Source organism: Labrys sp. E2SS-1L (assembly GCF_057073705.1).
In genome coordinates, this window is record NZ_CP172712.1 from 728,398 (window position 1) to 755,392 (window position 26,995).

Genomic DNA, 26,995 nt, shown 5'->3' on the forward strand with positions numbered 1-26,995 from the left:
GCCTCGGCTCCGTTCTCAGGTCGGCCGTGGGCGCGAAACCCAGATGCCGGCGATGATGACCAGGCCGCCGAGCGCCTGCAGCAGGGAGACCGGTTCGTCCAGGACCAGCCAGCCGAGCGCTGCCGCCGCCACGGCCTCCAGGAAGATCACCAGCGAGGAAAACACCACCGGCAGCGAGCCGAGCGCTACCGACAGCAGCCCCTGCCCGCCGGCATGGCTGACCCAGGCCAGCGCGATCAGCACGAGCCAGCCGGTGGCCCCTGCCGGCAGGAAGCGCTGACCCAGGCTCTGGGTCGCCCATAGCGCCGCCACGGCCAGGATCACCACGGTCACCACTGACATATAGAAGGTGAGCCGCGCAGCGCGGTGGCGCAGCCTCGCCTTCTCCACGGCCAGGAAATAGGCGCCGAAGAAGAGTCCCGTCACCCCGGCAAAACCGTCGCCGATGAGATGGCCCGGGGCAAAACCAAGAGACTGGACGACGAGGGCCAGTCCGCCCAGCAGACACAGGCCGAGGCCGATCATCGCGGCGCGGCTCGCCCTGCGCCGATAGACCAGCCAGCCGAGGATCACCACCCACAAGGGCGCCATGGTGGCAAAGAAAGTCGCATTGGCCACCGTGGTATTGGTGATGGCGAGGTGCCAGAAGAAGAGGTCGGCGGCGAAGAACACACCGGTGGCAATCACAGGCAGGGAGAAGGCCGGGCCGGTGTCCGGCGTATCGGCCTTGCTTTCCTCGATCCGCATCCAGGCATAGAGCACCGGTAGGGCCAGCAGCACGCGGTAGAAGGCGCTGGCGAAAGGCCCGACATCCGTCAGCCGCACCAGGATCGGCGAAATGCCCATCGCCATGGCCCCGGCGATCAGCGCCGCGAAAGCAGGCCAGAAGGCGCTTCGCGCCGGGGCCGCGGATTGGACTGCAGAGCTCATCGGAAGAGGTTCCTGGCAGGTCACGCATGCGAACCGGCTTATCCGCATCCGCTCGAATTCGCGGATGAGGAAGGTGCATTGGCGGTGGCGCCGGCTCAGGCTCGTCTTTATGCTGCCTCATCCGATCCCACAATATCCGTGCCTTTGGTCAGTACCCCCTTGCAGTCCGATTTTTCGCCCATCGAAAGGCTGGATGGCCAGCCCGACTCAGGTCTCATCCTGCTCTGCGACCACGCCTCCAACGTCCTGCCCGCCGACTATGGCACGCTGGGCCTGCCGCCGGCACAGCTCGAACGCCATATCGGCTATGACATCGGGGCGCGGGCGGTTACGCACGCTTTGTCGGCACGGCTGCGGGCCCCCGCCTTGCTCACCCGCTTCTCGCGCCTGCTGATCGATCCCAATCGCGGCGCCGACGACCCCACTTTGGTGATGCGCCTGTCCGACGGCGCCCTGGTGCCCGGCAATGCCCGCGCCGACCATGCCGAGATCGCCCGGCGGATCGAGCGTTTCCACCGGCCCTATCACCGGGCGATCGGCGAGTTGGTGAACGAGAAGCTCGCCCGCGGCATCGTGCCGGTGCTGTTTTCGGTGCATTCCTTCACGCCGGTCTGGCGCGGGGTGCCGCGCCCCTGGCACGTTACCCTGCTCTGGGACAAGGATCCGCGCATCGCCAGGCCGTTGATCGAGGCCTTCAAGCGCGACCCTGTCCTGGTGGTGGGCGACAACGAGCCCTATGACGGCGCCCTGGAAGGCGACACCCTCTACCAGCACGCCACGCTACGCGGCCTGCCCCACGCCCTGATCGAATTGCGCCAGGACCTCATCGGCACCCAGGAGGGTGCGGAGGACTGGGCAGACCGCATCGCACACGCCCTGTCGCCCCTGATCATCGATCCCACCATCCGGCGCATCGAACATTGGGGATCGCGCACCGGGCCTCAGCTCCAGCCCTCGGATCGATGATGGTGGCTGTGGCAAGACGTACCCGGCGATCCCTGTCGCGGCCTTCCGCAAGGCAGGTGAGGAAATCCCTAACCTTTATCGGAAATTTTCAAGGCGGTTTTCGAGGCGCCTTTGCGATTCTCGGCGGTTCCGCCAAATCGCAGAACGCTCTGGGACTTGACCCGACTCGGCTTTATCAGCCACATCCGCCCCCAAATTTGTCTCAGGAGTAAGCAATGACGGACGCAACCTCGGTCGCCGCAGACCAGCTCAAGTCGATCATCGAGCGCATCGAGCGCCTCGAAGAGGACAAGAAGGCGATCGCCGACGACATCAAGGAAGTCTATGGCGAGGCCAAGGCCAACGGCTTCGATGTCACCATCCTGCGCAAGATCGTGTCCCTGCGCAAAAAGCCGGCCGCCGAACGCGCCGAGGAAGATGCCATCCTGGAGCTGTATCTCCAGGCCCTTGGCATGGAATAAGGCTTCGTCCGTCCATAAGCGGATCGACTTGGCCCGACCTTTGCCATTGCCGGGCTTGACCCGGCAATCGAGCTCGCGTCCAGCTATCGAAGACGAAGGCCGCCGGCCGGCGGCCTCAATTGTTGCGCGTCGCCACCCAATAACGGGGCCCGGGGCCGAGACGGCCGGCGCGGTCGTCCGGATTGGCAAGCTGGCAGAATTCCAGCGACAGGCATCCACAGCTGATGCAGCGCGTCAGACCGCTCTTCAGCCGCTGAAGCTCGGCGATCCTGGCATCGATCCGCTCGGTCCAGGGCTGGGACAGTTGCGCCCAATCCTCGCCACCTGGCACGTGATCGCTGGGCAACCGGGCGAGTTCCTGCCCGATCTCCTCCAAGGTCATGCCCAGACGCTGGGCGAAGACGATGAAGGCGATGCGCCTGAGCGTCGAACGCGCAAAGCGCCGATGCCCCGAACCGGCCCGTTCGGCCCGGATCAGACCGCGCTCCTCGTAATAACGCAGGGCTGACGCCGCCACGCCCGATCGGCGCGAAATCTGATTGATGGTGAGGGTGGGATCCATGCCGGCATCAAAGCATATTTATTGCTTGATCTCAAGTTCACTTGAACTTGTAGAAAGACTCCTGCCTTGCATGGAGACTGGGTTCGATGACGATTCGAGCGATCGACCGACACACCAAGCGATTGGAAATCACGGAGCGTTCCTGCCTTCGGCGCCTTGAGCCGAAAGACCACGGGAGGCCGGCATGAGCAGGCAGCCGCTCCGCCTGGGCCTGATCTATGGCAGCAGCCGCCGCGGCCGCTTCTGCGACACCATCGGCCAATGGGCCCATTCGCGGATTGCCCATACCCGGCAGTTCGACATCGATATCGTCGATCCCCAGCAGATCGATCTTGCAGCCTTGCTGCATCAGGAGGATTGCCCGGCGAGGCAGGCACTGCGCCGCCGGCTGGCCGACGCCGATTGCTTCGTCCTGGTGACGCCGGAATACAATCACGGCTATACGGCCGCCGCCAAGCTGATCATCGATGCGGCCGGCCGCGAATGGACGGAAAAGCCGATCGCCTTCGTCTCCTATGGCGGCATTTCGGGCGGGTTGCGGGCCATCGAGCAATTGAGGCTGGTCTTCGCCGAGCTGCATGCGATCGCCCTGCGCGACAGCGTGAGCCTCGCCAATGCCTGGCGGGCGATCGACGCCGAGGGCCGCCTCACGCCCGGCCCGGAGACTTGCCAGGCCATGGAGGTCATGATCGGGCAGTTGCAGCGCTGGGCAGGCACGCTCAGGCAGATCCGGCAGGTGGATGCCGCCAGGGCCTCGACCCAAACCCGATAGGCTTCAGCCATGCCGGAATGGTCCGGTGCCCGCCTGCCGCAATTGCAGCCCGTTCAGGGCGAGCCAGCGCTCGACCTCGAGGGCCGTGACCTGCCCGATACCGCGTTCGGCCAGCAGTTCATCCCACGAATAGGCCGTTGCGATCGCCGTCAGGTTGCGGGCGCGCTGCGCCAGCGTGCGCCCGCCCTTATGGGCATGGCGCCCCTGCAGGAGCTGATCCAGAGCCCGCCGTCTCAAGCGCATGGCTTTACTCCGTCGGTGGTTGAAGGCTGGTTTCAGGCGTGCAGGCGCGGAAAGCCGTGCCGCTCGGCCAGAAGGTCCAGAATGCGCTGGGTCGGCTTGACGAAGGCGACCTCTCCGAAGCGCTCCGCATCGTCGGGAACCGGTCCCTCCGCCAGGATCAAAGCCGGCAGGGACTGGTTGGCCTCGCCCAGTTCGGCGATCACCGCCCGGCGCGGCCGGGCGAAGGGTACGCGCTCGATGTCGAGCTGGCCGGCGAGTTCCGGAAAGCTCGCCAGAACGCCCTCGATCTGGTTGCTATGCGGGCAGACGAAGCGCTGGCCCGGACGGTTGGGATCCTCAAATCCCAGTTCGAGCAGAAAGAGCTTGTCTCGGCTGCGGGCCATGTCCTGCCTCCCGTCAATTGGTATCGGCGCGCACCGGCGCCGCGTGCTTCTCGACGCGATCGTAGAACACGTCGCCTTGGGGATTCTGGAAATAGCCGGTGACGCCCTTGGCGAGCACGACCTCGTCGCTGTCCTGCAGGACCACGACATAGGGTGAGCTCTTCTGGATCTTGCGCTGCAGTTCCTCGTAGAGCGCGATGCGCCTGGCCGGATCGCGTTCCCTGACGGCTGCGGCCGTCTCGTCGCTCAGCTCGGGGATCACCCAGCCCGCCTGCTTGGCGATGGTGTTACGCTTGTTGTCCCTGTTGACGGCGAACGCGCTGGCATTGGAGTGCGGGTCGAAATAGTCGGGGCCCCAATAGCGCAGGGTCACCTCATACTGGCCGGAGCGCGCCTTGGCGAAGATCTCGCTGCTCACACCCGGCTGGATGTCGAGCGTGAGGCCAGCCTGGCCGAAGGTCTGCTGGAGGGATTGGGCGATGGTGAGGAAGAGCGGCTCGTTGAAGACGGGGAAACTGATCCTGGTCGGGCCGATGCCGGCGTCAGCCAGGATCTTCCTGGCCTTGGCGACATCGAGCTTGTAGGGGGTATCGCCCACGGCGCCCGGGAATCCCGCGGGCAGGAAGGCCTGGTGCACGCGATACTGCCCGCGCAGCAGGTTCCTGGCGATGCCCTCATAGTCGACGAGATAGCGCGCCGCTTCCCAGAAAGCCGGATTGCCGAGGGTCGGATTGGCCTTGGTATTGATCAGGAGATATTCGAGCCGCGCCGACGGCGTCGCATAGATGCTGACCTGGCTCTTGTCCCTGAGCGTCTCGACCTGGTCGGTGCCAAGCCCGCGGGCGATGTCGACATCGCCCTGCGCCACCAGCAGGCGGCGGGCCGCCGGATCGGGGACATTGCGGAAGACGAGCGCCTGCAGCTTGGGCGCACCGCCGGGCGAAGCCGGGTTGGCGTCCAGCACGAGCGCCTCATGCGCAGTATAGCTATTGATCTTGAAGGCGCCGCTGCCGGCCGAATGTGACTTCAGCCAGCCATTGCCGAAATCGCCATTGCTGGCTTGCGGCGCGAGCACGGCCTCATCGAGCACCGAGGCGACGTTGGCCGTCAAAATGGCCAGCACGAAGGAAGGACCGACATCGGCCTGCCAGCTCAGCCTGACCTTGCCGTCATCGACCTTGCTGATGGCGGCATCGACATTGTCGGCGGTCCAGCCAAGTTCGTTCAGGATGAAGGCCGGCGCCTTGTTGAGCTTTACGGCGCGGGTCAGGGAAAAGATCACGTCCTCCGGCCGAACAGGATTGCCGGAAGCGAATTTGGCGTCCTTGGCCAGCGTGAAGGTCAGGCTCTTGCCGTCGGCACCCGCTTCCCAGCTCGAGGCCAGCGCCGGCTTGATCGCGGCGCTCTCGTCGCGATCGGCCTGTACAAGGCGCTGATAAAGCGCGTTGGCCACCTGCCCCGTCGTCGATTCGAAAGCCTCGGCCGGATCGAAGCTGGTGACGTCGTCGATGGATTGCGCCACCACCGCGATCCCCGGCGGCGTTTCCGCGAAGGCTGCGGGCGCCTGCAGCGTGAGGGCGAGGGCCGTAAAGCCGAGAAGTCCGATCCTGCTTCGCATGCCGCCTGCTCCGAATTCAGAGAAATGGGCCGTGTTTCAATCGGTATGGCGGAATAATGACAGGGAATGGAGCTTGGTCAAGATTATTATATAAAAATTATGGACTAAGTGTATTTATGAATTAAGCTCGCCTTCCGGACACTCCTGCAACGAGGCAAGCGATGACGACAGCGGCTTCCCCATCCCTGGTTACGGCGGAATGGCTTCTCGAAAATCTGGACAATCCCAAGGTGCGGATCTTCGAGGTCAGCGTCGACCCCACCGTCTATGAACGCAGCCATATTCCCGGGGCAGTCAATCTCGACTGGCACCGTGACCTGGTCGATACCGTCAACCGCGACATCGCCTCGCGCGAGAAGCTGCAGGACACCCTGCGCAGGGCCGGTGTGGAGGACGACACCACCGTGATCGTCTATGGCGACAACAACAATTGGTTCGCCGCCTGGGGTGTCTGGGTGCTCGACGTCTATGGCTTCGGCGAGCGCGCCAAGCTGGTGGATGGCGGCCGCAAGCTCTGGGAAGCCCGCGGCCTCGCCCTCACCGCCGACGTGCCTGATTTTGCAGCCTCGGCGCTCACTTTGCCGGATCGCAACGAGGCCCTGCGCGCCCGGCTTCCCGACGTGCTCGGCTTTGCCCAAGGCAGGGTCGACGGCCAGCTGGTCGACATCCGCTCGCCGGACGAATATGCCGGCAAGATCTTCGCGCCCGAGGGCGTGAAGGAACTCGCGATCCGGGCCGGCCACGTACCGGGCGCCGAAAACGTGCCCTGGGCCACCATCGTCAACGAGGATGGCACCTACAAACCCATCGAGGAGATTCGCGGCATCTATGCCGCCAAGGGCATCGATGGAACCAGGCCGATCATCACCTATTGCCGCATCGGCGAACGCTCGAGCCATAGCTGGTTCGCCCTCAAGCGCCTGCTAGGCTATGACGCCCGCAACTATGACGGCTCCTGGACCGAATATGGCAATGCCGTCGGCGTCCCCGTCGACAATCCGTCGGGCACGATCTGGCTGGGCAAGTAGGCTTTCGGAGCGCGGACTTCCAGTCCGCTCTTCCTTTCCACAAACGCCGCAGCCGCGGTGATGAAGAGCGGACTGGAAGTCCGCGCTCCCGGAATCAGCTATCGCTGATCTAGGGATCACCAACCCCGCCCGCTCTGGATCCTTCTCAGCGCCGCCACCAGCGCATCGACATCCTCATACGTATTGTAGAAGGCCAGCGACGGCCGCACCGTGCTTTCCAGGCCGAAGCGACGCAGGATCGGCTGGGCGCAGTGATGGCCGGCCCGCACCGCGATGCCCTCGCGATCGAGCGCCACACCGACATCCTGGGTCCGGCAACCGTCGAGCACGAAGGACAGCACGCTCGCCTTGTCCCTGGCGGTGCCGATCAGCTTGAGGCCGGGTACGGTGAGCATGTGCTCGGTGGCGTAGACCAGCAATTCATGCTCGTAGCGGCCGATCACGTCCATGCCGATCGTCTCGACATAGTCGAGCGCTGCCCCGAGCCCGACCGCGTCGGCGATATTGCCGGTGCCGGCCTCGAAGCGCTCAGGTGGGCCATGATAGATCGTCTTCTCGAAGGTGACGTCGGCGATCATGTTGCCGCCGCCCTGCCAGGGCGGCAGGTGGGCGAGCACGTCGGGCTTGCCATGCACCACGCCGATACCGGTCGGCCCGAACACCTTGTGTCCCGAGAACACGAAGAAATCGGCATCGAGCGCCTGCACGTCGGTGCGCATATGCGAGACCGACTGGGCACCGTCGACAACCACCGTGGCGCCGTGGCGCTTGGCGATGGCGACCATCTCCCGCGCCGGCGTCACCGTGCCGAGCGCATTGGAGACCTGCGTGATCGAGACGATGCGCGTGCGCGGGTTGATGAGCTTTTCATATTCCTCGAGGATCACCTGGCCGGAGTCGTCGACCGGGGCAACACGCAGCCTGGCGCCCTTCTCCGCGGCGAGCATCTGCCAGGGCACGATATTGGCATGGTGCTCCAGCCAGGTGACCAGGATCTCGTCGCCTTCCCCGACATGGCGGCGGCCATAGGCCTGCGCGATCAGGTTGATGCCTTCGGTGGTACCACGCACGAAGATGATGTCGCGCGTCGAGCCGGCATTGAGGAAGCGCCGCACCTTCTCGCGCGCGCCTTCATAGGCGTCGGTGGCGCGGGCGGCCAGGGCATGGGCAGCGCGGTGGATGTTGGAGTTTTCATGCTCATAGAAATGGCTGAGCCGGTCGATTACCGCCTGCGGCTTCTGTGTCGTTGCCGCATTATCGAGCCAGATCAGCGGCTTGCCATGCACCTGCGTCTGCAGGATCGGGAAGTCGCGCTTGACCGAGTTCGCATCGAACGGCCGGCCTGACTGGGCGAGATCCGGCACCGCGTCGGGACGCAGTTCCAGGGTAACAGCACTGAAATCGGGCAGGCGCGGCGCAGCCGGCACGGCAGCCTGGGTGGGAACGGACGGCGGGCGCTGCGGCACGGGAGGAACGGAAGGCGGCGCGGCAACGGGCGGCGCGGGCGGCTGCGAGGGCGCCAGGGATTGCCCGTCGCGCAGGAAATAATAGCCATCCTGGGACGGCTGGGCGATCGAGCCGGGAACGGAGGCCGGGGACGGCGCCTGCAGGGGCGCAGCTGCGGCCACGTCGGGACGCAGCAGCGAAAGGAACTCGGCGATGCCGGCCGGCAACACGGAGAAGTCGAGCTGGGTAGGCACGGCAGGCACGAAGGGACCGGCCGAGCCGCCGGGCTGCGGCACGTCCGAGGGAATGGCCGAGGCGCCCGACAGCGGCTGCGGCGCGGTGGCCGGCGCGATCGGGATGGTCGGCGTCGGCACGATCGAGGGAATGGTCACCGGCGGCAGGTCGGGCGGGCCGACAGGCGGGCGGGCCGGCATCTGCGGGGCGACACTGGTGGTGATGGAAGGCGCCGGCGCCAAAGTCGGACTCGGCGGAACCGCCGGCACGGTCGGTGCCAGCGGCACGGTGCCCTGGCCAGGGGGCGCCTGGAACAGGGCATTGGCGAGATCGGCCAGCACCGTCGGATCCGGCCAGGACGGGTTCGGGGAAATGCCTGTCGTCATCGAGCAGAGGGCTCCTTGGGGACGTTCGCCGGGCGGTACCGGGGATCATCATGGCATACGTTGGAAATCGGATGAGCAGCACTCTTCTGTAATGTCGGAGTTGCCCCTCACCCTTACCCTCTCCCCGCAAGTGCGGGGCGAGGGAGATGGTGACGTCGCATCTTCTCCAGCACGCTCAGCGCCTCGCCTAGTTGACGCCACACTCGGCGCCCCCTCGCCCCGCACTTGCGGGGAGAGGGTAAGGGTGAGGGGCGGCGCGCCCTGTCGGATCAACCCCACTCAGACATATTTGTCGGGATAGTCGTGGTACTTGCCGACCTCGACACCTTCCAGCACGGCCAGGGCATCATGGGTAAGGATGGCCGAGGAGCAGTAGAGCGAGATCAGGTAGGAGGCGATCGCCTTGCGGTTGATGCCCATGAAGCGCACCGACAGGCTGGGCTGTACTTCGCCGGGCACGCCGGGCTGGAACAGACCGATGACGCCCTGCTTCTTCTCGCCGGTGCGCAGCAGCAGGATGTTGCTCTTGCCCTTGGCGTCGACCTCGAGCTTGTCGCTCGGCACCAGCGGCAGGCCGCGCCAGGTCAGGAAGGGCGTGCCGAACAGGGTGACGGTCGGTGGCGGCACGCCGCGGCGGGTGCATTCGCGGCCGAAGGCGGCGATGGCGCGCGGGTGAGCCAGGAAGAAGGAGGGTTCCTTCCAGACCTTGGTGATCAGTTCGTCCAGGTCGTCAGGCGTGGGCGCGCCGGTGCGGGTCTTGATGCGCTGGCCGGCCTGCGCATTGGGCAGGAGGCCGTATTCCTTGTTGTTGACCAGTTCGTTCTCCTGCTTTTCCTTTACCTTCTCGATGAGGAGCCGTAGCTGTTCCTGGATCTGGTCATAGGGATGGGAGTAGAGGTCGGAGACGCGGGTTTGCACGTCGAGCACGGTGGTGACGGCATTGAGCGAATATTCGCGCGGCGCCTCCTCATAGTCGACGAAGGTCTCCGGCAGGTCCGGATCCTGGTCGCGGCGGGGGGAGCACTCGACCTCGGCGCTGATGTCGCCCTGGTCTTCCTTGACCCGGTTGAGGCGATAGATGCCGGCTTCCACCGGTGTCCAGGGCAGGAAGGAAACCAGCCAGCGCGGCGTGATGCCGGACCACTGGGCCCTGGTCTTGGTGGCGTTGGCAAGCTGCCTTGCCGCCGCCTCGTTCAATGTCCGGCGGACGGCGGGTTCGTCGGCCATACGGTGCTCCTTGTCTGGTTCGTGCTGCGGAAAGAAGTCCTGATTCGACGTATATCCGGCGCGCCGAAGCCCCGGACAAATGCCCTAACAACCGACATGCCGCGTGGCTTCCTCAAATCCCGTATACCTTGCGTGAAATAAGCCGAGCCGGTAGGCATGCGGCTATTTCCGCGCCGAGATTTTGAGGGGCGGTTGCCTTGGTACCGGCGCAGGACCGGGCGTGTGTTGAGCCTCCCGATAGAAGGCGAGCGCCTTTTCGATGAGACCGACGGACCGATGAAAGCGGTCGGAGAGCACCAGGATCGTCTGGTCCTGGGTGAAGCCGTCCTCGCGCAGAGCCTCGAAGGCCTCGCCGATATCGAGCCATTGCGCCGGCGCCGGCCGGCGCCGGTTGCGATCGGGCTTGGTCGGGTCGAGCAGTTCGGCGATCAGGGTCAGAAATTGCGGCGAGGCATAGGCTTCCCGCAACCAGGCTCCCGCCTGCTGCTTGGCGGCGACGATACGGCCTTGCGCAATCAACCGACGCAGATGGGCGGTGCGCGGGCAAAAGCGCGCCCTCGTCACGGTGCTCGCGCGCCCCGCCTCGACGGCACTCCCTGCTTCGCGCGGACCCGACACGCCCGACCTCACGCGGCTCAGGCCTTGGCCGCCACGGGACTGGCCCGCCCCGCAAGGGAGCGGCGGCGGGCGGCGGTCGGTCGCGAGGCAGGGCCAGATCTCATGGTCGGTTCCGTGATGCGGATGCGAGGCTGGAACGCAGCTTCGATCGAAATTTATAATTTGTCTATAGAAATAGTAGAAAATAAAATTTACAACATTCGGACCGCATCGCCTTCGCCTCTGAGGCCGGCGCAACCGCGACGTCACGAAGGGCCATGCCATGACCGAGACCCTGCAGCATGCCATCGCCTTGCAGGAAGAAGCCGGAGGGACGCCGAGCCCGGTGGCACCCCGCTGGAACCTCGATGCTCTGGTGGCGCAGCTCCGGCTCTCGCGCGAGATCACCCACAATATCCGCCACCAGGGCCGCATCCGCCGCACGCCCTCGCGCGAGACGGTCACGACCATTCTCGGCGGGCTGACGGCCGCCCTCTTTCCCAGCCACTACGGCCAGTCGGAGATCGGCGCCGGCAATATCGACTATTTCGTCGGCTCGACGCTCGACAATGCCCTGATCCTGTTGACGGAACAGGTGCGTCGCAGCCTCGCCTTCACCCGCGAGGAGGTCCCGCCGGAAGCCAGCCTGCATGAACAGGCTCTGGCCATCACCGGCGATTTCGCCAGCCGGCTGCCTTCCATTCGCGGCGTCTTGGTCAGCGACCTCACCGCCGCCTTCCGCGGCGATCCCGCGGCCACCAACTTTCCCGAAATCCTGCTCGGCTATCCCGGCATGACGGCGATCATCTATCATCGTCTCGCCCATGCCCTGCACGGCCTGGGCGCGACCTTCCTCGCCCGGCTGATCTCCGACATCGCCCATTCGAAGACCGGCATCGACATCCATCCCGGCGCCGAGATCGGCGGCAGTTTCTTCATCGACCACGGCACCGGCGTGGTCATCGGCGAGACCACCGTCATCGGCGAGCGCGTGCGCCTCTACCAGGCCGTGACGCTGGGCGCCCGCCATTTTCCCACCGATGAGAACGGGGTGCTCGTCAAGGGCAGCCCCCGCCATCCGATCGTCGAGGATGACGTCGTCATCTATGCCGGCGCCACCGTGCTCGGCCGCATCACCATCGGCCGGGGCTCGGCGATCGGCGGCAATGTCTGGCTGACCCGCAGCGTACCGCCGGGCAGCCAGATCACCCAGGCCCATGCCCGCAGCAACGGGCAGGTCGATTGAGGCGGGCCATCGCTGACGCGCTCGCACCAGCGCAGACCTTTGTCATGCCCGGGGCTTGACCCGGGCATCCAGAGTTTCGCCATCCGCGATATCGAAAGATCGGCTGGATTGCCGGGTCAAAGCCCGGCAATGACGAGGGTCGAGCTGATGTCGATACACGCAGAGCAATCATACATTGCCACTACCGGGCCGCGCCCGCCCCCCGGACTCCCGGCGCCGTCTCGAGCGGCCACCAGGTCGAGCCTAGATAGCGCTCGCCCGTATCGGGCAGAATGGTGACGATGACCTTGCCGGCGTTCTCGGCCCGCGCCGCCAATTGGGTGGCGGCCCACAGCACGGCGCCCGAAGAGGTGCCGGCGAAGATGCCTTCTTCCGCCACCAGCTCGAGCGCCGTCCGCCGGGCCTGCGCGGTGCTCAGCGCGATGATCTCGTCGGCGATCCCGGTATCGACATTCTTCGGCAATTGCTCCGGTGGCACCTCGCTCACCTTGTGCACCCCGTCGATCTCGTCGGGATAGGGATTGTCCTCCGTCGGGATCGATCCTTCGCCCGGCTCGGCGATCACCACCTTCAGGCCCGGTTTCTTCGACTTGAGGAAGCGCCCGGCGCCGGCCGTGGTGCCGCCGGTGCCGACCCCGCCGACCAGGATGTCGACGCTGCCGGCGGTATCACGCCAGATCTCGGGGCCCGTCGTTTCGAAATGGGCACGCGGGTTGGCGGGATTGGCGAGCTGGTCGGCGAAGAAGGCCGAGGGGTTTTCTTCGCGTATGCGCTGCGTGATCTTGTCGATCGCGTCGGGGGCGAGGAAGAAGGCGTTGTTCACGGTGACGACCTCGGCACCGTAGAGGCGCAGCAGCTTGACCTTGTCCTGGCTGATATTGTCGCTGACATAGAACTTGGCCCGGTAGCCGCGCGAGGCGGCCACGGCGGCAAGCCCGATGCCGGTATTGCCGCTGGTCACGTCAACGACGAGGTCGCCGCGCTTCAGGCGGCCGGCCGCCTCGGCCTCGGCGATGATGGCCCAGGCGGCGCGGTCCTTGATGCTGCCGGCCGGATTGAAGAACTCGATCTTGGCGACGATCCGCCCGAACAGATTGCGGTTGCGGGCATAATTGTGCAGCTCGAGCAGCGGCGTATTGCCGATCAGGTCGGTGAGATTGTCGTGGATGTGGCCGGGCTTGGCCACGGCAGCGCGGAGAGTACCGGAATTCATGTCAGGCCTCGGCTGTCTTGAGGGGCTGTCTAGGTGGATCTCGTCGTCATGCCGCGATCGCTGTTCGCGCCCAGCCAAGTTCGGGCGCGATGCGCTGGATGAAATCGGTGAGAATCTGCTCGTAATCGTGCTGGGCGAAGGCATAGGGCAGCTCCAGCCGGAACTCCCCCACGCCGGCGAGCACCGGATCGGCGGCGAGACGCTCCAGGATCTGGTCGGAGGGGCCGACGAGATCGGCAGCATAGAGCGTGCGCCGGGGGCCGTTGGGCGCAAGCGTGCGGGCATGCCGGCTGGCGGCATAGCCGGCATAGCGCCGCCGCGTCGTTCCATCGGCGCTGTCTGTGGGCACGATGACGCGGCCGAGGGCAATGCGAGGCCGGGCCGATGCCGCGCGATAGGTCTCGAGCTGGCGCGTCTGCGCCTCGAAGAAATCGTCGATGCCCTCGCCCGTGGTGACATTGCCCATCAGGAGGTTGAAGCCGTTGCGGCCGGCCCATTCGACCGAGCGCAGCGAGCCGCCGCCATACCACAGCCGCTCGACCAGCCCCTTGGCATAGGGCTGCAGGCGGGGCCGGATGCGACCGCCGGGAATGTCGATCAGGCTGTCGGGTGCGCCGAGATAGTGCCCGCGGAGATTATCGGCCAGCCGCTGCACCCTCGCATGGGAGAAATCGTTGGAGCGCCAGTCGCCGTCGAAGACCAGCGGCGCCAGCAATTCGGCATGCGGCGGCGTACCGGCGCTGAGGCCGACATTGAGCCGGCCGCGCGAGAGCACGTCGACGGTGGCCAGATCCTCGGCCAGGCGATAGGGACTTTCATAACCGATCGGGATCACCGCGGTGCCGAGCTGGATATGGCGGGTGCGCTGGCTCGCCGCCGCCAGGAACACCGCAGCAGCGGATATGCCCGGTTCGAGATGGCGCTGGCGCACCCAGGCGCTGTCGAAGCCCAGGCTCTCGCCGAGCTCGAACAAGCGTAGCGTACGCTCCAGCCCGCCCGCCGGATCATCGTCCGGATAGCTGCCCGGCGAGAGGAAGCCGACATGGCTGACGAGAGGAGAAGGCATGGGCAATCTTCTTGGCTGGGATTCGTTCGAAAAAGGAGCCGTCGTCCCCGGCTGAGCGTGGCGAAGGGAAGGGGCTCAGCCGGCCATGACAGAGCCTTACGGATCCATGTTGTATCGTCGCGCCCGGCTTCAGCTCTTCGGCAGGCCCTGGGGATTGGTCTCGGCTTTCTCGATCGCCTCGGCGCTCAGGTTCCAGCGGGCGAGCGTCTTGGCGTATTTGCCGTCCTTGATCAGGCCGTTGACGGCGATCGTGATGGCATCGGCAAGGCCGCCGCCCTTGCGGGTGGTGACGGCAATGTCGGCCGTGAGCGGCCAGCCGCCCGAAAGCGTGCCGACCAGCTTGGTCTTGCCCGTCTGCGCCGATTGGAAGGCCTGGGTGGCGTTCACGCTGAAGGTGATGTCGGCACGGCCGGACTGCAGCGCCAGCGTCTTCACCGCATCGTCGTCGTAATACTGCACCTCGACCGGCTTGAGGCCGGCAGCCTGGTTCTGCTTGTCCCATGCCAGCAGGATCTTCTCCTGGTTGGTGCCGGGGTCGGTGATCACCTTCAGGCCGGCGATATCCTTGGGCTCCTTCACCGAAGTGATCGGGCTGTCCGACTTGACATAGAGACCGAGAACGTCGCGCCGATAGGTGGAGAAATCGAATTTCTCCTTGCGCTCCTCGGTCACCGTGACGTTGGTGATCACCGCATCGTATTTGCCCGAGGACAGGCCGAGCGGCCAGTCCGCCCAGGCCACCGTTTCCAGCACCAGTTCCTTGCCGAGGCTGTCGGCCACCAGCTGGGAGAGATCGGGATCGAAGCCGACCGGCGTCTTGGAATCGGTGGCATAGGTCGCGATCGGCGGCAGGCCGGGATTGACCGCCACCACGAACTTGCCGTCCCGGGCGAATTTGGCGTCCTTGGCAATCGCCTTGATCGCCTCTTCGTTCCTGTCGGCGCGCAGGCGGCCGGGCTGTTCCGGGCTGAGGTCGAACTCGGCGGCGAAGGCGGCAAGGCTGAGGCCGAAGGCCAGCGCGGCCGCGAGGGCACCGGCGGCGATGGAGGCGGGACGGATTGTCATGGGATCTCCTGATCGGGCGTGGGAGGAAGGGTCGCGCCGGCGGCTCTCCACGCGCCGGCATAGAGGTCGAAGAAACGTCGGGCGTCACAGGACCTTGGCGAGGAATTCGCCGAGGCGGGAATGGGCGGGTGCATTGAAAAGCTGGGCAGGCGGGCCGGATTCGAGGACGCGGCCGTTCTCCATGAACACCACGGTATCGGCCACTTCGCGGGCGAAGCCGACTTCGTGGGTGACGATCACCATGGTGGTGCCGGAGGTAGCGAGTTCCTTGATCACTTCGAGCACCTCGCCGACAAGTTCAGGATCGAGGGCGGAGGTCGGCTCGTCGAACAAGATGACCTTGGGCTTGAGCGCCAGGGCCCTGGCAATGGCGACGCGCTGCTGCTGGCCGCCCGACAGCTGGCGGGGATAGGCATCCGCCTTGTCGGAAAGACCGATGCGGCTGAGGAGGTCGCGGGCCTGTTCGAGGGCCTCGCTGCGCGGCACCTTCTGCACCGAGACCGGCGCCTCGATGATGTTCTCGAGCACGGTGAGATGCGGAAACAGGTTGAAGTTCTGGAACACCATGCCGATCGAAGCACGGCGGCGGCGGATTGCGCCTTCCTTCAGCTCATAGAGCACGTTGCCGCGGCGCTCATAGCCGATCAGCTCGCCATCGATGGCGATGAACCCCTCGCTCGCACGTTCGAGATGATTGATCGCACGCAGCAGCGTCGACTTGCCGGCACCGGAGGGGCCGAGAATGGCCGTGACCTCGCCGGGCCGGACGGTGAGATTGACATTGTCCAGCACGGTATGGCTGCCATAGCGCTTGGACAGGCCATGGATCTCGATCAGGCCCTCCCGCCTGGCCGGTCGCAATGCCGAAACCAGGGGCCTGCGCGCCGCCGGCGCTGGTGATTGGGCCACAGTCGTCGATTTATTTTGCCGGCTACTATTTCGCCCCGTGATGCGTTCCAGTAGCGAGGCGGGCGTGGTCCGTAGGGCGCCCCTGGCATAATGCCGCTCGATCCTCAGCTGGATGAGCGAGAGCACGCTCATGATGATGAGGTACCAGACCGTCGCCACCATCAGGAGGGGGATGACTTCGAGATTGCGCCGGTAGATCACCTGCACGGTGTAGAACAGTTCCGGCAGCGCCAGCACGTAGACCATGGAGGTCGACTTGGCCAGGCCGATGATCTCGTTGAAACCGCTCGGCAGGATGGCGCGCATCGCCTGGGGCAGCACGATGCCGAGGGCATGGCGGCGGCGCGACAGGCCGAGAGCGGCGGCGGCCTCGTGCTGGCCCTGGTCGACGGAGAGGATGCCGCCCCGGATGATCTCGGCCGAGAAGGCGGCCTGGTTCAAGCTGAGGCCGATCAGCGCCACTGCGAAGGGGCTGAGCACTTCCACCAGATTATACTGGGCGAAGGAAATCCCGGTATAGGGGATGCCGAGATCGAGCGTGGTGTAGAGATAGCCGAGATTGTTGAGGATCAGCAGCAGCACGATCAGGGGCACCGAGCGCAGCAGCCAGATATAGCCCCAGGAAATCCCGGCGAGCAGGGGCGATTTCGAGACCCGTGCGAAGGCGAGCGTGCCGCCGAGCAGGAAGCCGAAGATGGAGGCGAGCACGGTGAGCAATACGGTGCGGGCGAGCCCGACCAGAACCGGCTCGGAGACGAAGTACTGCGCGAAGACGGCCCAGCCCCATTTCGGGTTGGTCAGGATCGAATGCAGGGTGATGCCAAGGATGAGCACGGCCGCCACCGTGCCGACGGCGCGCCAGGGATGCCGGGCCGGCACCACGCGATAGCGGGAATAATCGGGGGCACTGCCTGATTGCGGGCCCGCGAGTAAGCCGTCGAAATCCGTGGTGGAGGCCATGCTGCGCTTCCTTCCTGCTCATATTCAGTTAGTTCATAGAAATAATAGAATTAATGACGAAAGAAGGTCGGTGAAAACCGGCCTGTCAGCCCGCCTTGCGCCCAGCCTGGCCTTGGTCCGGGGCAGCCTGGCGGGCGGCGCGGACAGCGCTGAGTGCGACCAGTCTGTCGCCTGCCGGCGGCCCTTCGCCTGTCACAAGCGGTTCGACCGCGACGGCGAGAGGTGCGATGTCCTTCTCGAAGGGCAGCGAGCCGTAGGTCTCGGGATCCTTGGTGACGTCGAACAGGGCGGTATAGCCGGTGGAGAGATAGAGACCTGCGGCTTCCGGCTGGCGGAAGCCGGTGGTGAGATATATGCGGCTATAGCCCTGACGGGCGGCCTGCGCCTCGAGCTCGGCCAGCACCTTGCGGGCCAGGCCCTGGCGGCGCAGGTCGACATGGGTCCATACCCGCTTGAATTCCGCCGTGCGTTCGTCATAGCGCTTGAAGGCGCCTCCTGCGATGGCCACGCCGTCGCGCAACAGGAGCACGAAATTGCCATGGGGCGGTGCGAAGAGCTCGGCGGGATAGCGGCTCATTTCCGCCGAACCCGGTTCACCCCAATAATTGCCGTAGCGCGACTGATATTCGAAGGTGAGAGCCTCGATCAGGGGACGCGCCTGTTCATCGAGCGGAGTCGTATAGAAGAAGACATCTTTCATTTTGCCGGCTCACTATTATCCGAAAGATAATCCTGGACCAGCGCGACCCAGTAGCGCGCCGCATCCACGAGAATGGCATCGTTGAAGTCATATTGGGGGTTGTGCAGGTCGGCGCTGTCGCCATTGCCGATGAAGAGGTAGCTGCCCGGCCGCTCCTTGAGCATGAAGGCAAAGTCCTCGCTCGCGGTGATCGGCCGGAAGCCCCGGCGGATGCGGTCTTCCCCGAAATGGCGGGCGGCCACCTGGCGGGCGAACGCGGTCTCCCCGGCATGGTTGACCAGCACCGGATAGCCACGCGGATAATGGACCTCGGCGCGCGCGCCAAAGGAGGCGGCGTGGCTCTGCGCCAGTTCGATGATGCGTTGGCGCACATTCTCGCGGACCGCATCGTCGAAGGTGCGGATGGTCAGTTGCAGTTCGACGCTGTCGGGGATGACGTTGGGTGCGATGCCACCATGGATCGAGCCGACGGTGACGACCACCGCCTCCAGCGGATCGACATTGCGCGAGACCACCGTCTGCAGCGCCAGCACCAGCGAAGCCGAAGCCACCACCGGGTCGATCGCCTGCTGTGGCTTGGCGCCATGGCCGCCCTTGCCGATGATGCGGATGATGGCGAGGTCCACCGAAGCCATGGCCGGTCCGGTGAGGAAACCGAACTCGCCGGCGGGCACGCCCGGCCAATTGTGCAGCCCGAACACGGCATCGACGGGGAAGCGCTCGAACAACCCGTCCTTGATCATCGAGCGGGCACCGCCACCATTCTCCTCGGCCGGCTGGAAGATCACCCTCAGCGTGCCGGAAAAGCCACGCGTCTCGGCAAGGTGCTTGGCCGCCGCCAGCAGGATCGAGGTATGCCCGTCATGGCCACAGGCATGCATCACGCCCGGCACCGTGCTGGCATAAGGCAGGCCCGTGGCCTCGGTGATCGGCAAGGCATCCATGTCGGCACGGATGCCGACGGTTCGCCCGCCCTCGCCGCTTCTGAGCGTGCCGACCACCCCGGTGCCGCCGATATTGCGCGCCACCTCATAGCCCCAGCCTTCCAGATAGCCAGCGACGAGAGCGCTGGTCTTTTCTTCCTTGTAGGCAAGCTCGGGCTCGGTATGCAGCTTGCGGCGCAGGGCGATGAACTCGTCGCCCTGCAGTGCGATTTCGACTCCAGCGGCCGAAGGCAGGGGAAACTGCGCCGTCATCAGGCCGCCTCCTCGCCGGTTCCGGCGCTCGGCACGGCATAGCGGCTGTCGCGATAGGGCAGGCCGAGATGGTCCCTGAGCGTGGTGCCGAACTGGGCAGGGCGATGCTGGCCGCGTGCCTCCAGGATCGGCAGGACCTGCGCCTCGAAATCGTCGAGGCCGGCATTGAGCACGTGGAAGCCGAGCACGAAACCGTCGGCCGCCCCGCCCTCGACCCAACGGCCCAGTTCGTCGGCAACGGCTTCGGGCGTGCCGATGAAGCGCGAGCGCGGGGTCGCTTCGTTGAGGGCGACCTCGCGCAGGGTCAGCTTCTTCTCGCGCGCCACACGCTTGATGCGGTCGGTATGGGCCCTGAAATTATTGGCGCCGATATCGCCGAGGTCCGGGAAGGGATCGTCGAGCGGATAGGCGGTGAAGTCGTGATGATCGAAGAAGCGCCCGAGATAGAGCAGCGCCTCATGGTCGGTCACCAGGGCGCGGATCTCCTGATATTTGCGTTCCGCTTCCTCCTCGGTCGAACCGACGACGGGCGCGACGCCGGGGAATATCTTGAGGTGGTCGGGTTGGCGGCCATGCGCCTGGGCACTCTGCTTGAGCTTGCGCGAGAGCTCCCGGTTCTGCTCGAAGGATTCGGAGCCGGCGAACACCGCATCGGCATGGCGGCCGGCGAGCTTGATGCCATCGTCGGAGGCACCCGCCTGGAACAGCACCGGCTGGCCCTGTGGGGAGCGGCCGAGATTGAGCGGCCCTTCGGCGGCATGGAAGCGGCCCTTGAAATCGAGCCGGTGCATCTTGGTGAAGTCGGCATAGCGGCCGGTCTCGCGATCGCGCGGGAAGGCATCGTCGTCCCAGCTGTCCCACAGCCCCTTGACCACCTCGATATGCTCGCCGGCGATCTCGTAGCGCAGGGCATGTTCGGGATGCTTGTCGCGGTTGTAGTTGCGGGCCGATCCTTCCAGCGGCGAGGTCACCGCATTCCAGCCGGCGCGGCCGCCGCTGATCACGTCGATCGAGCCGAACTGCCGGGCCACGGTGAAGGGATCGGAATAGGAGGTCGAGAGCGTGCCGACCAGGCCGATGCTGGCGGTCGAGGCGGCCAGGGCCGACAGCAGGGCGATCGGCTCGAACCGGTTGAGGAAATGCGGAATGGAGATCTCGTTGATATAGAGGCCGTCGGCGATGAAGACGAAGGCGATACCGGCCTTTTCGGCCTGGCGCGCAGCACGGACATAGTGCTCGAAATTGACGCTGGCATCGGCCGGCACGCTCGGATGCTTCCAGGCGTTCATATGGCCGCCCGGGCCTTGCAGCATCACACCGAAGGGAATGCGTTTCCTGCTCAAATCTCTCTCCTCAAATGCGTGATGGTCAGGCGGGAACGGCTTGGCGCAGGGTGGCGTGCTGCGGGATCGTGGAGTTGCGGGCCTCGGCCAGGTGCTCCGCCAGAGTGAGTCTCGCATCGCCCTTCACGGCGGGCTCGACGATGAATTCCTCGATGCCGTGGCGCTCATGCAGGCGATCGAGTGCCGCCACTACATCTCCAGCCGTGCCGGCGAGAACGCTGGGTGTTTTGCGCTCGATACGAAAATCGCTGGCGCCCGCCTGGCGGGCATAATCCTCCGCCTGCGCCTCGCTGCCGACGGTGACGCTCTGCGCACCAGGGACATGCACCTTGAAGAGCTGCAGGCCCGCGGCCTGGCGTGCCGCCTCGGCGGCGCTGTCGGCAACGATGGCAGCCACCGCCACCAAAGGCGGTCGTCCGGCCTTGCCGCGATAGGCCGCAACGGCATCGGCAAGCAGGGCATCGTCGCCATTGAGGTGGCGGGCGAATACGAACTGCCAGCCCCTGGCGGCCGCTAGCTCGGCGCTTTCCACGCTTGCCCCCAGCAGGAAGCGCTCGGGCGCCACGGGCGGCCGCGGGGTGGCGCTCAACCCGGCCAGCGCTTCGCCGGCTGCGACCGGCCCCTCCAGGAAACGGCCGAGATCGTCGAGCTGCCCGGCAAAGCCCGGCTTGCGGGCGGGGTCATAGGCTCCCTGCAACGCGCGCGTCGCCAGCGGCAGCCCACCGGGCGCCTTGCCGATGCCGAGATCGACCCGCCCCGGCGCCAGCGAGGCCAGCAGATTGAAGACCTCGGCCACCTTGTAGGCGCTGTAATGCTGAAGCATCACGCCGCCCGAGCCGATACGGATTCGGGCCGTGTTGGCGAGCAGGAAGGCGATCAGCACTTCCGGCGCGGAACTGGCGAGTTCGGGGGCATTGTGATGCTCGGCAACCCAGAAGCGATGATAGCCGAGCCGCTCCGCCGCCTGGGCCAGGGCAATCGTACGCTTGAGGGCATCGGCCGCGTTGTCGCCGGGAGCAAGGGGGCTCTTGTCGAGCAGACTCAGCCTGTAACTCATCGTGCCATCTTGCTTTCGATGCGGCGCCGACGGCACCGCCAAGGAGAGGAAGGCACAATAGACTACTATTTCTATATATTAAATATGAATCTTTGATGGTGATCGAATAATCTTCGAGAGGTGGCTCAGCCCTCATCCGGCTGCCGCCACCTTCTCCCGCAAGGGGAGAAGGGAGTTTTACTCCGTTGGTCCAGTGCTTTGGTCCCGTTGCGATCTCCAACGCCCATCCCAATCAAATCCCTTCTCCCCTTGCGGGAGAAGGTCCCGGCAGGGAGATGAGGGGTGGCAGCACCAGCCAGTAGCGAAGCAGCCGCGAATTTGCTCAGATGGCGCAACAGGCTCGCGCCCGGAGCGGCCTGGGGGAAAGACGGCACAATGGTCAGCGATGTCGCCATCATCGGCGCGGGGGTCGTGGGATGCGCGATCGCCCGACGCTTTGCGCTGGAAGGGCTCGCCATCACCCTGATCGAGGCCGGCGGCGACATCCTCTCCGGTGCCAGCAAGGCCAACAGCGCCATCCTGCATACGGGCTTCGACGCTCCGCCCGGCAGCCTGGAACTTGCCTGCATCCGCGCCGGCTACGCCGAATATCTCGAGATCCACCAGGCTTTGGGGCTGCCGCTCCTGCGCAGCAGCGCGCTCGTCGTCGCCTGGAACGAGGCCGAGGAAGCCGGCCTGGCGGGTATCCGCGCCAAGGCACTGGAAAACGGCATCGACAATGTCGCGCTGATTGGCCGCGCCGAATTGCGCGCCAGGGAGCCGGGGCTATCGGAGGCGGCGCGCGCCGCCCTCTTCGTGCCGGACGAGGCCCTGATCGACCCCTGGAGCCCCTTCCTCGCCTATGTCGAGCAGGCCATGGCTCATGGCGCCACCGTCCTGCGCGGCACCCGTGTCATCGGCGGCCAGTTCGACGGCCGGATATGGCGCCTGGAAACCACGGCCGGGCCCGTCGAGGCTCGCAGCGTGATCAATTGCGCCGGCAACCATGGCGACGAAATCGACAAGGCGCTTCTCGGCCAGTGCGCCTTCGAGATCCGTCCGCGCAAGGGCCAGTTCGTGGTGTTCGACAAGGCGGCCTACAGGCTGGCTGCGGCCATCATCCTGCCGGTGCCCAATGAACGCACCAAGGGGGTGGTGGTCACGCGCACCGTCTTCGGCAACCTGCTCGTCGGCCCCACCGCCGAGGAACAGCAGGACCGCGACCGGGCCGATGTCGACCACGACGCGCTCGAAGCCCTGATTCGCCGGGGCATCGAGATCCTGCCGGCCCTGGCCGGCATGCCGGTGACCGCCTGCTATGCCGGGCTGCGGCCGGCCACGGAGAAGAAGGACTATCGCATCGATGCCTATGCCGAGCGCAACTGGATCAGCGTCGGCGGCATCCGCTCGACCGGCTTGTCCGCCTCACTCGGCATAGCCCGCCATGTGCTGCGCCTCTACCAGGAGGCAGGCGGCAGCATCGCGCCCGTCGCAGCCGGCCCCACCTTCCCGATGCCCAATCTCGCCGAGCACCTGCCGCGCGATTACGACCGGCCGGGTTACGGGGAAATCATCTGCCACTGCGAGCTGGTAACGAAGCGCGAAATCGAGACTGCCCTGTCCCGCCCGCTGGCTGCCGGCGATTTCGGCGGCCTGAAGCGACGCACGCGTTGCGCCATGGGGCGCTGCCAGGGCTTCAACTGCAGCGCCAGGCTGGCGAGCCTGACCCAGGGACGTTTTACCGTGCCCCTCGACAGCGGAGTGGCGCGATGAGTGCCGCCAAGGCGATAACCCCGGATGTCCTCGTCGTCGGCGGTGGTCCCGCCGGCCTGTCGGCGGCAACGACGCTCCGGGAACTCGGCGTCGACAAGGTCGTGCTGCTCGAACGCGATACGGTCGTGGGCGGTATTCCCCGCCATTGCGGCCATTCGCCCTTCGGCATGCGCGAATTCCGCCGCATCCTCTCCGGCACGCGCTATGCGGCCCGGCTGGAGGCCCGTGCGAGGGACCGCGGCGTCGAGATCCTCACCCGGCATAGCGTGCTCTCGGTCGGGGACGGCGTTGTCAGGGCGGTATCGCCTGATGGCCCCAGCGAGTTCAGGCCGCGGCGCATCCTGTTGGCCACCGGCACGCGCGAGGCTTCGCGTGCCGCGCGGTTGGTGTCGGGCGAGCGCCCGCTCGGCATTCTCAACACGGCCGCCCTGCAGGCCTATGTCTATCTGGAAAAGCTCGCGCCCTTCCGCCGGCCGGTGATCGTCGGCACCGAACTGGTGGCGATGTCGGCCATCCTCACCTGCCTGTCGGGTGGCATCCGCCCGGCCGCGGTGATCGAAGCCAACGCCGACCCCACGGCTCGCTTTCCCTTCTGGCTGCTGCCGCGCCTGCTCGGCATTCCCGTGCACTACCGCACCGAAATCGGCGCCATCAATGGCAAGGACCGGGTGCAGGAGGTGCTCGCGCGCTCGCAGGCGGGAGAGCTCGGCATCGATTGCGACGGCGTGCTGTTCACCGGCGCCTTCACGCCGGAATCGGCCTTGGCGCGCCTCGGCGGCCTGGCGATCGACCAGGGCAGCGGCGGGCCTGTCGTCGATGCCTTCGGCCGAACCCGCGACGGCGCGATCTTCGCCGCCGGCAACCTGCTGAGGCCCGTGGAGACCGCCGGCTGGTGCTGGGCCGAGGCGCGGCGCATTGCCGGCAGCATCGCCCGCGACCTCGAAGGCGGACTGTCCCCGCGCCGTGCCAGCATTCCCATTCGCACCGGGGCGGGCATCAAGCTGGTCGTGCCCCAGGAAATCGACTCCAAGGAAATCGATCGCGTGGATCTGCCGCGCGCCTTGCCGGAACTCCAGCTGCGCTTCTCTGAACGGCTGAGAGGAACCCTCACGCTTTCGGCCGGCGATTCCGTGCTGTGGTCTCGGAGGATCACCTCGGCGCCGGAAAGGCGTATCCTGATTCCCACCGCGCATCTCGCCATCCCGCCTGCAGCGACCGAGCTGACATTGCAGGTGGTCCAGAGCAAAGCGCCATAGGAGCAATTCTCGATGGCAAATATCGTTGCGATCGACCAGGGCACCACCTCCACCCGCTCTCTGGTGGTAGGCGAAGACGGCGCCATCGCCATCGTCAAGGCGATCCGGCATGGCCAGCATCATCCCAATCCGGGCTGGGTCGAGCATGATCCGGAAGAATTGCTGGCCAATATCCGGATCTGCCTGGAAGCCGCCGGTCCGGCAGCGGCGATCGGCCTTTCCAACCAGGGGGAAAGCTGCCTGGCCTGGGACGCCGTCACCGGCAAGCCTTTGTCGCCCGTAATCGTCTGGCAGGATGGTCGCACGGCGGATCTGGTCGAAGGGCTGCGGACGGACGGCAAGGCCGCGACCGTGCTGGAGCGGGCCGGCCTGCCGCTCGATCCCTATTTCTCAGCCACCAAATTCCGCTGGATGCTCGACAACCTGCCCGAGGTCGCCAGGGCCCGCGTTGCGGGACGGCTGCGCCTGGGTACCACCGATGCCTTCTTCCTGCAGCGCCTGACGGGCGAGTTCGCCACGGATGCGACCACGGCGTCCCGCACCTCGTTGATGAACCTGGCGACGGGGGCCTGGGACGAGGAGCTCTGCGCCCTGTTCGGCGTGCCCCTCGACAGCCTGCCGCCGATCCGGCAGACCGTGGCAGCCTTCGGCAGGACGCAGACCGGGCCGATCACCGCGTCCCTGGTCGATCAGCAGGCCGCGCTCTACGGCCATCGCTGCCGTCGGGCCGGCGACCTCAAGATCACCTTCGGCACCGGCGCCTTCTGCCTGGCCGTCACCTCGACAATTCCCAAGGCGCCCTCGCTGACCGGCGGACTCTTGCCGACGGTGGCCTGGCATATCGGCGATCGCCCGACCTATGCCCTCGACGGCGGCGTCTACGATGTCGGCTCGAGCATCGAATGGGCGGTCAAGACGGGCATCGCCAGCGGTGTCGACGATTTCCATCAGTTCCGGCAGCCGCCGGCGATCGAACGCGGGCTCGTCTTCGTGCCGGCCTTTTCGGGCCTCGCCTGCCCGCATTGGGACCGCACCGCCGCCCCCGTCATCATCGGCCTGACGCCGGCTTCCGATTTCGCGGACCTGCGCCAGGCCCTGCTCGAAGGCATTGCGCTGCTCACCTGCGACATCCTGGCGGCAATGGAGGCCGAGGTGCAGACCGGCGACGTGATCGCCATCGATGGCGGCTTGTCGCGCAGCCCCTATTTCTGCCAGTTCCTGGCCGACAGCGCCGGCAAGGCCGTCGCCTTGTCGGATTTCGACGAGACCACGGCCCTGGGCACGGCCCAGCTCGCGGCCCTCGGCATCGGCCTGGAAATACCGGCCGTGGCTGCCGCCAAGCGCAAGCTCTACGAGCCGAAGAACGCCCCTCGCCAGCAATGGCGTGCCCGCTTCCGCAGCGCCGTCGGCCGGACAACGGGCTGGCGCTGAGGGCGATTGGAACATTGTCCGGAGATGTTGCCTAAATGTGCCTTCCTTGATTTTGTTGGGTCACGCCGCCCCTCACCCTTACCCTCTCCCCGCAAGGGGCGGGGAGAGGGGGCACAGGCGTCGTGATTGATTCCCCCAACACTCCATCTCGCCTGGCGGTTGGGCGAGATGGGACCGTTTCGACACGAAATACTCGGTAGTCCCCCTCGCTCCGTTTTGCGGGGAGAGGGTAAGGGTGAGGGCTACGCGACCTTGGCAACAGAGGTGAGCAAGGTGGCGACTTTCCAGCCCAATCCGGCAAGGCCCGTCAAATGGCAGATTGCATGCTGTTCAACAAACCCAGTTCGCCCAGATCCCGGCGCAGGGTTTCCGGATCGCGGAAGCGGATCGCCTTGAAGCCGAGGCGTGAAGCTGTCGCGATATTCTCGGCATTGTCGTCGATGAAGACGCAATCACGGGGCGACAGGCTCGTTTCCTGCAGGAAAAGCTCGAAAATCGCCGGATCCGGCTTGGCCAGCTTTCTCTCGCCCGAGACGATCAGGACCTCGAAATGGGAGAGGAAGGCATAGCGCTCGGCCGCGATCGGAAAGGTTTCGGACGACCAGTTCGAGATCGCATGCAGGGCCACTTCCTCCCGGCGCAGTTCCTCCAGGATGGCGACCGTCCCCTCGATGGCGCCGCCCAGCATCTCGGACCAGCGCGTGTGAAAGGCCGAGATCAGCTCGCCATGATGGGGAAATTCCCCGGAAAGCTCGGCCACGCCTTCGGCAAACGGCTTGCCGGCATCGAACTGGCCGTTCCAGGCGGGTGTGCAGACCTCGGCGAGGAAGCGGCGGGCGCTCTCCTCGTCCGGCAGGAGCTGGCGGTAGAGATAGAGAGGATTCCAGTCGATCAGCACACCACCGAGATCGAACACCACCGCCTTGATCGGGTCTGCCACGACTTTCT

General features: G+C 65.9%; 25 protein-coding genes. 8 read left to right on the forward strand and 17 right to left on the reverse strand.

The window, feature by feature from the left end; genetic code table 11:
* Positions 1–15: 15 nt before the first annotated feature.
* Positions 16–930, reverse strand: a complete 915-nt coding sequence (locus ACIGJE_RS03350; protein WP_367623472.1) for a DMT family transporter — start codon at positions 928–930, stop codon at positions 16–18.
* A 138-nt stretch (positions 931–1,068) separates the two neighbouring features.
* On the opposite strand from ACIGJE_RS03350, the gene ACIGJE_RS03355 reads away from it, so the two are divergent.
* Both ACIGJE_RS03355 and ACIGJE_RS03360 read left to right on the forward strand, forming a co-directional pair.
* Entirely contained in the window at positions 1,069–1,896 is an 828-nt protein-coding gene (locus ACIGJE_RS03355; RefSeq protein WP_415081990.1) for an N-formylglutamate amidohydrolase, read from the forward strand.
* A gap of 215 nt (positions 1,897–2,111) precedes the next feature.
* A complete protein-coding gene (locus ACIGJE_RS03360; protein WP_068283279.1) occupies positions 2,112–2,357 on the forward strand; it encodes a DUF2312 domain-containing protein in 246 nt (81 codons plus the stop codon).
* 115 nt (positions 2,358–2,472) lie between these two features.
* On the opposite strand, the gene soxR is transcribed toward ACIGJE_RS03360, so the two are convergent.
* The gene (gene soxR, locus ACIGJE_RS03365; RefSeq protein ID WP_415081987.1) at positions 2,473–2,919 is read right to left on the reverse strand and encodes a redox-sensitive transcriptional activator SoxR; all 447 of its coding nucleotides are present in this window, start codon (positions 2,917–2,919) and stop codon (positions 2,473–2,475) included.
* A gap of 184 nt (positions 2,920–3,103) precedes the next feature.
* Here soxR and ACIGJE_RS03370 point away from each other — a divergent pair, with 184 nt between their 5' ends.
* The gene (locus tag ACIGJE_RS03370) at positions 3,104–3,691 is read left to right on the forward strand and encodes an NADPH-dependent FMN reductase (protein ID WP_415081985.1); all 588 of its coding nucleotides are present in this window, start codon (positions 3,104–3,106) and stop codon (positions 3,689–3,691) included.
* Positions 3,692–3,694: 3 nt separating this feature from the next.
* On the opposite strand, the gene ACIGJE_RS03375 is transcribed toward ACIGJE_RS03370, so the two are convergent.
* The 3 genes from ACIGJE_RS03375 to ACIGJE_RS03385 are packed head-to-tail and all read right to left on the reverse strand — an operon-like array spanning position 3,695 to position 5,935.
* Complete coding sequence (locus ACIGJE_RS03375) at positions 3,695–3,934, reverse strand: hypothetical protein (protein ID WP_311934002.1); 240 nt, start codon at positions 3,932–3,934, stop codon at positions 3,695–3,697.
* Positions 3,935–3,966: 32 nt separating this feature from the next.
* Positions 3,967–4,317 carry a DUF3088 domain-containing protein gene (locus ACIGJE_RS03380; RefSeq protein WP_415081983.1) on the reverse strand — a complete coding sequence of 117 codons (351 nt, stop codon included), beginning with the start codon at positions 4,315–4,317 and terminating at the stop codon, positions 3,967–3,969.
* A gap of 13 nt (positions 4,318–4,330) precedes the next feature.
* Positions 4,331–5,935, reverse strand: a complete 1,605-nt coding sequence (locus tag ACIGJE_RS03385; RefSeq protein WP_483679327.1) for an ABC transporter substrate-binding protein — start codon at positions 5,933–5,935, stop codon at positions 4,331–4,333.
* 161 nt (positions 5,936–6,096) lie between these two features.
* Between ACIGJE_RS03385 and ACIGJE_RS03390 the strand changes: the two genes are divergently transcribed.
* Positions 6,097–6,963, forward strand: coding sequence for a sulfurtransferase (locus ACIGJE_RS03390; RefSeq protein ID WP_415081979.1), 867 nt, complete (start codon positions 6,097–6,099; stop codon positions 6,961–6,963).
* A gap of 116 nt (positions 6,964–7,079) precedes the next feature.
* On the opposite strand, the gene ACIGJE_RS03395 is transcribed toward ACIGJE_RS03390, so the two are convergent.
* The 3 genes from ACIGJE_RS03395 to ACIGJE_RS03405 all read right to left on the reverse strand — a co-directional run bounded on the left by ACIGJE_RS03395 (position 7,080) and on the right by ACIGJE_RS03405 (position 10,874).
* The gene (locus tag ACIGJE_RS03395) at positions 7,080–9,029 is read right to left on the reverse strand and encodes a family 2A encapsulin nanocompartment cargo protein cysteine desulfurase (RefSeq protein ID WP_415081977.1); all 1,950 of its coding nucleotides are present in this window, start codon (positions 9,027–9,029) and stop codon (positions 7,080–7,082) included.
* Between the two features lie 279 nt (positions 9,030–9,308).
* Positions 9,309–10,256, reverse strand: a complete 948-nt coding sequence (locus tag ACIGJE_RS03400) for a family 2A encapsulin nanocompartment shell protein (RefSeq protein ID WP_068283297.1) — start codon at positions 10,254–10,256, stop codon at positions 9,309–9,311.
* Between the two features lie 162 nt (positions 10,257–10,418).
* The gene (locus ACIGJE_RS03405) at positions 10,419–10,874 is read right to left on the reverse strand and encodes a hypothetical protein (protein ID WP_394310817.1); all 456 of its coding nucleotides are present in this window, start codon (positions 10,872–10,874) and stop codon (positions 10,419–10,421) included.
* Positions 10,875–11,136: 262 nt separating this feature from the next.
* On the opposite strand from ACIGJE_RS03405, the gene epsC reads away from it, so the two are divergent.
* Complete coding sequence (gene epsC, locus ACIGJE_RS03410; protein WP_415081974.1) at positions 11,137–12,099, forward strand: serine O-acetyltransferase EpsC; 963 nt, start codon at positions 11,137–11,139, stop codon at positions 12,097–12,099.
* 181 nt (positions 12,100–12,280) lie between these two features.
* Here epsC and ACIGJE_RS03415 read toward each other — a convergent pair whose 3' ends face one another.
* From ACIGJE_RS03415 to ACIGJE_RS03450, 8 genes are all read right to left on the reverse strand, one after another.
* Positions 12,281–13,312, reverse strand: coding sequence for a PLP-dependent cysteine synthase family protein (locus ACIGJE_RS03415; RefSeq protein WP_415081972.1), 1,032 nt, complete (start codon positions 13,310–13,312; stop codon positions 12,281–12,283).
* 46 nt (positions 13,313–13,358) lie between these two features.
* Positions 13,359–14,378 carry an LLM class flavin-dependent oxidoreductase gene (locus ACIGJE_RS03420; RefSeq protein ID WP_415081970.1) on the reverse strand — a complete coding sequence of 340 codons (1,020 nt, stop codon included), beginning with the start codon at positions 14,376–14,378 and terminating at the stop codon, positions 13,359–13,361.
* 129 nt (positions 14,379–14,507) lie between these two features.
* Positions 14,508–15,443: an ABC transporter substrate-binding protein gene (locus tag ACIGJE_RS03425; RefSeq protein ID WP_311934011.1), complete on the reverse strand. Its 936-nt coding sequence runs from the start codon at positions 15,441–15,443 to the stop codon at positions 14,508–14,510.
* An 84-nt stretch (positions 15,444–15,527) separates the two neighbouring features.
* Positions 15,528–17,312 carry an amino acid ABC transporter permease/ATP-binding protein gene (locus ACIGJE_RS03430; RefSeq protein ID WP_415081967.1) on the reverse strand — a complete coding sequence of 595 codons (1,785 nt, stop codon included), beginning with the start codon at positions 17,310–17,312 and terminating at the stop codon, positions 15,528–15,530.
* An 85-nt stretch (positions 17,313–17,397) separates the two neighbouring features.
* Positions 17,398–18,012 (reverse strand): GNAT family N-acetyltransferase, encoded by a 615-nt coding sequence (locus ACIGJE_RS03435; protein ID WP_415081965.1) that lies wholly within the window; start codon positions 18,010–18,012, stop codon positions 17,398–17,400.
* Positions 18,009–19,208: a M20 aminoacylase family protein gene (locus ACIGJE_RS03440; protein ID WP_415081963.1), complete on the reverse strand. Its 1,200-nt coding sequence runs from the start codon at positions 19,206–19,208 to the stop codon at positions 18,009–18,011. Before ACIGJE_RS03440 ends, ACIGJE_RS03435 begins: the two co-directional genes overlap by 4 nt.
* Entirely contained in the window at positions 19,208–20,521 is a 1,314-nt protein-coding gene (locus tag ACIGJE_RS03445; protein ID WP_415082055.1) for an LLM class flavin-dependent oxidoreductase, read from the reverse strand. Before ACIGJE_RS03445 ends, ACIGJE_RS03440 begins: the two co-directional genes overlap by 1 nt.
* Positions 20,522–20,576: 55 nt before the next feature.
* On the reverse strand, positions 20,577–21,608 hold the full coding sequence (locus tag ACIGJE_RS03450) for an MsnO8 family LLM class oxidoreductase (RefSeq protein ID WP_415081961.1): 1,032 nt from the start codon (positions 21,606–21,608) through the stop codon (positions 20,577–20,579).
* A gap of 375 nt (positions 21,609–21,983) precedes the next feature.
* Between ACIGJE_RS03450 and ACIGJE_RS03455 the strand changes: the two genes are divergently transcribed.
* From ACIGJE_RS03455 to ACIGJE_RS03465, 3 genes are read left to right on the forward strand one after another with little or no spacing between them, the layout of a single operon-like run.
* Positions 21,984–23,360 carry an NAD(P)/FAD-dependent oxidoreductase gene (locus ACIGJE_RS03455; protein ID WP_415081959.1) on the forward strand — a complete coding sequence of 459 codons (1,377 nt, stop codon included), beginning with the start codon at positions 21,984–21,986 and terminating at the stop codon, positions 23,358–23,360.
* Positions 23,357–24,616, forward strand: a complete 1,260-nt coding sequence (locus ACIGJE_RS03460) for an NAD(P)/FAD-dependent oxidoreductase (protein ID WP_415081957.1) — start codon at positions 23,357–23,359, stop codon at positions 24,614–24,616. Before ACIGJE_RS03455 ends, ACIGJE_RS03460 begins: the two co-directional genes overlap by 4 nt.
* A 12-nt stretch (positions 24,617–24,628) precedes the next feature.
* Entirely contained in the window at positions 24,629–26,047 is a 1,419-nt protein-coding gene (locus tag ACIGJE_RS03465) for an FGGY family carbohydrate kinase (protein ID WP_483679332.1), read from the forward strand.
* A gap of 307 nt (positions 26,048–26,354) precedes the next feature.
* Here the strand turns inward: ACIGJE_RS03465 and ACIGJE_RS03470 are convergent, their stop codons facing one another.
* Positions 26,355–26,987, reverse strand: coding sequence for an HAD family hydrolase (locus ACIGJE_RS03470; protein ID WP_415081953.1), 633 nt, complete (start codon positions 26,985–26,987; stop codon positions 26,355–26,357).
* Positions 26,988–26,995 lie beyond the last annotated feature (8 nt).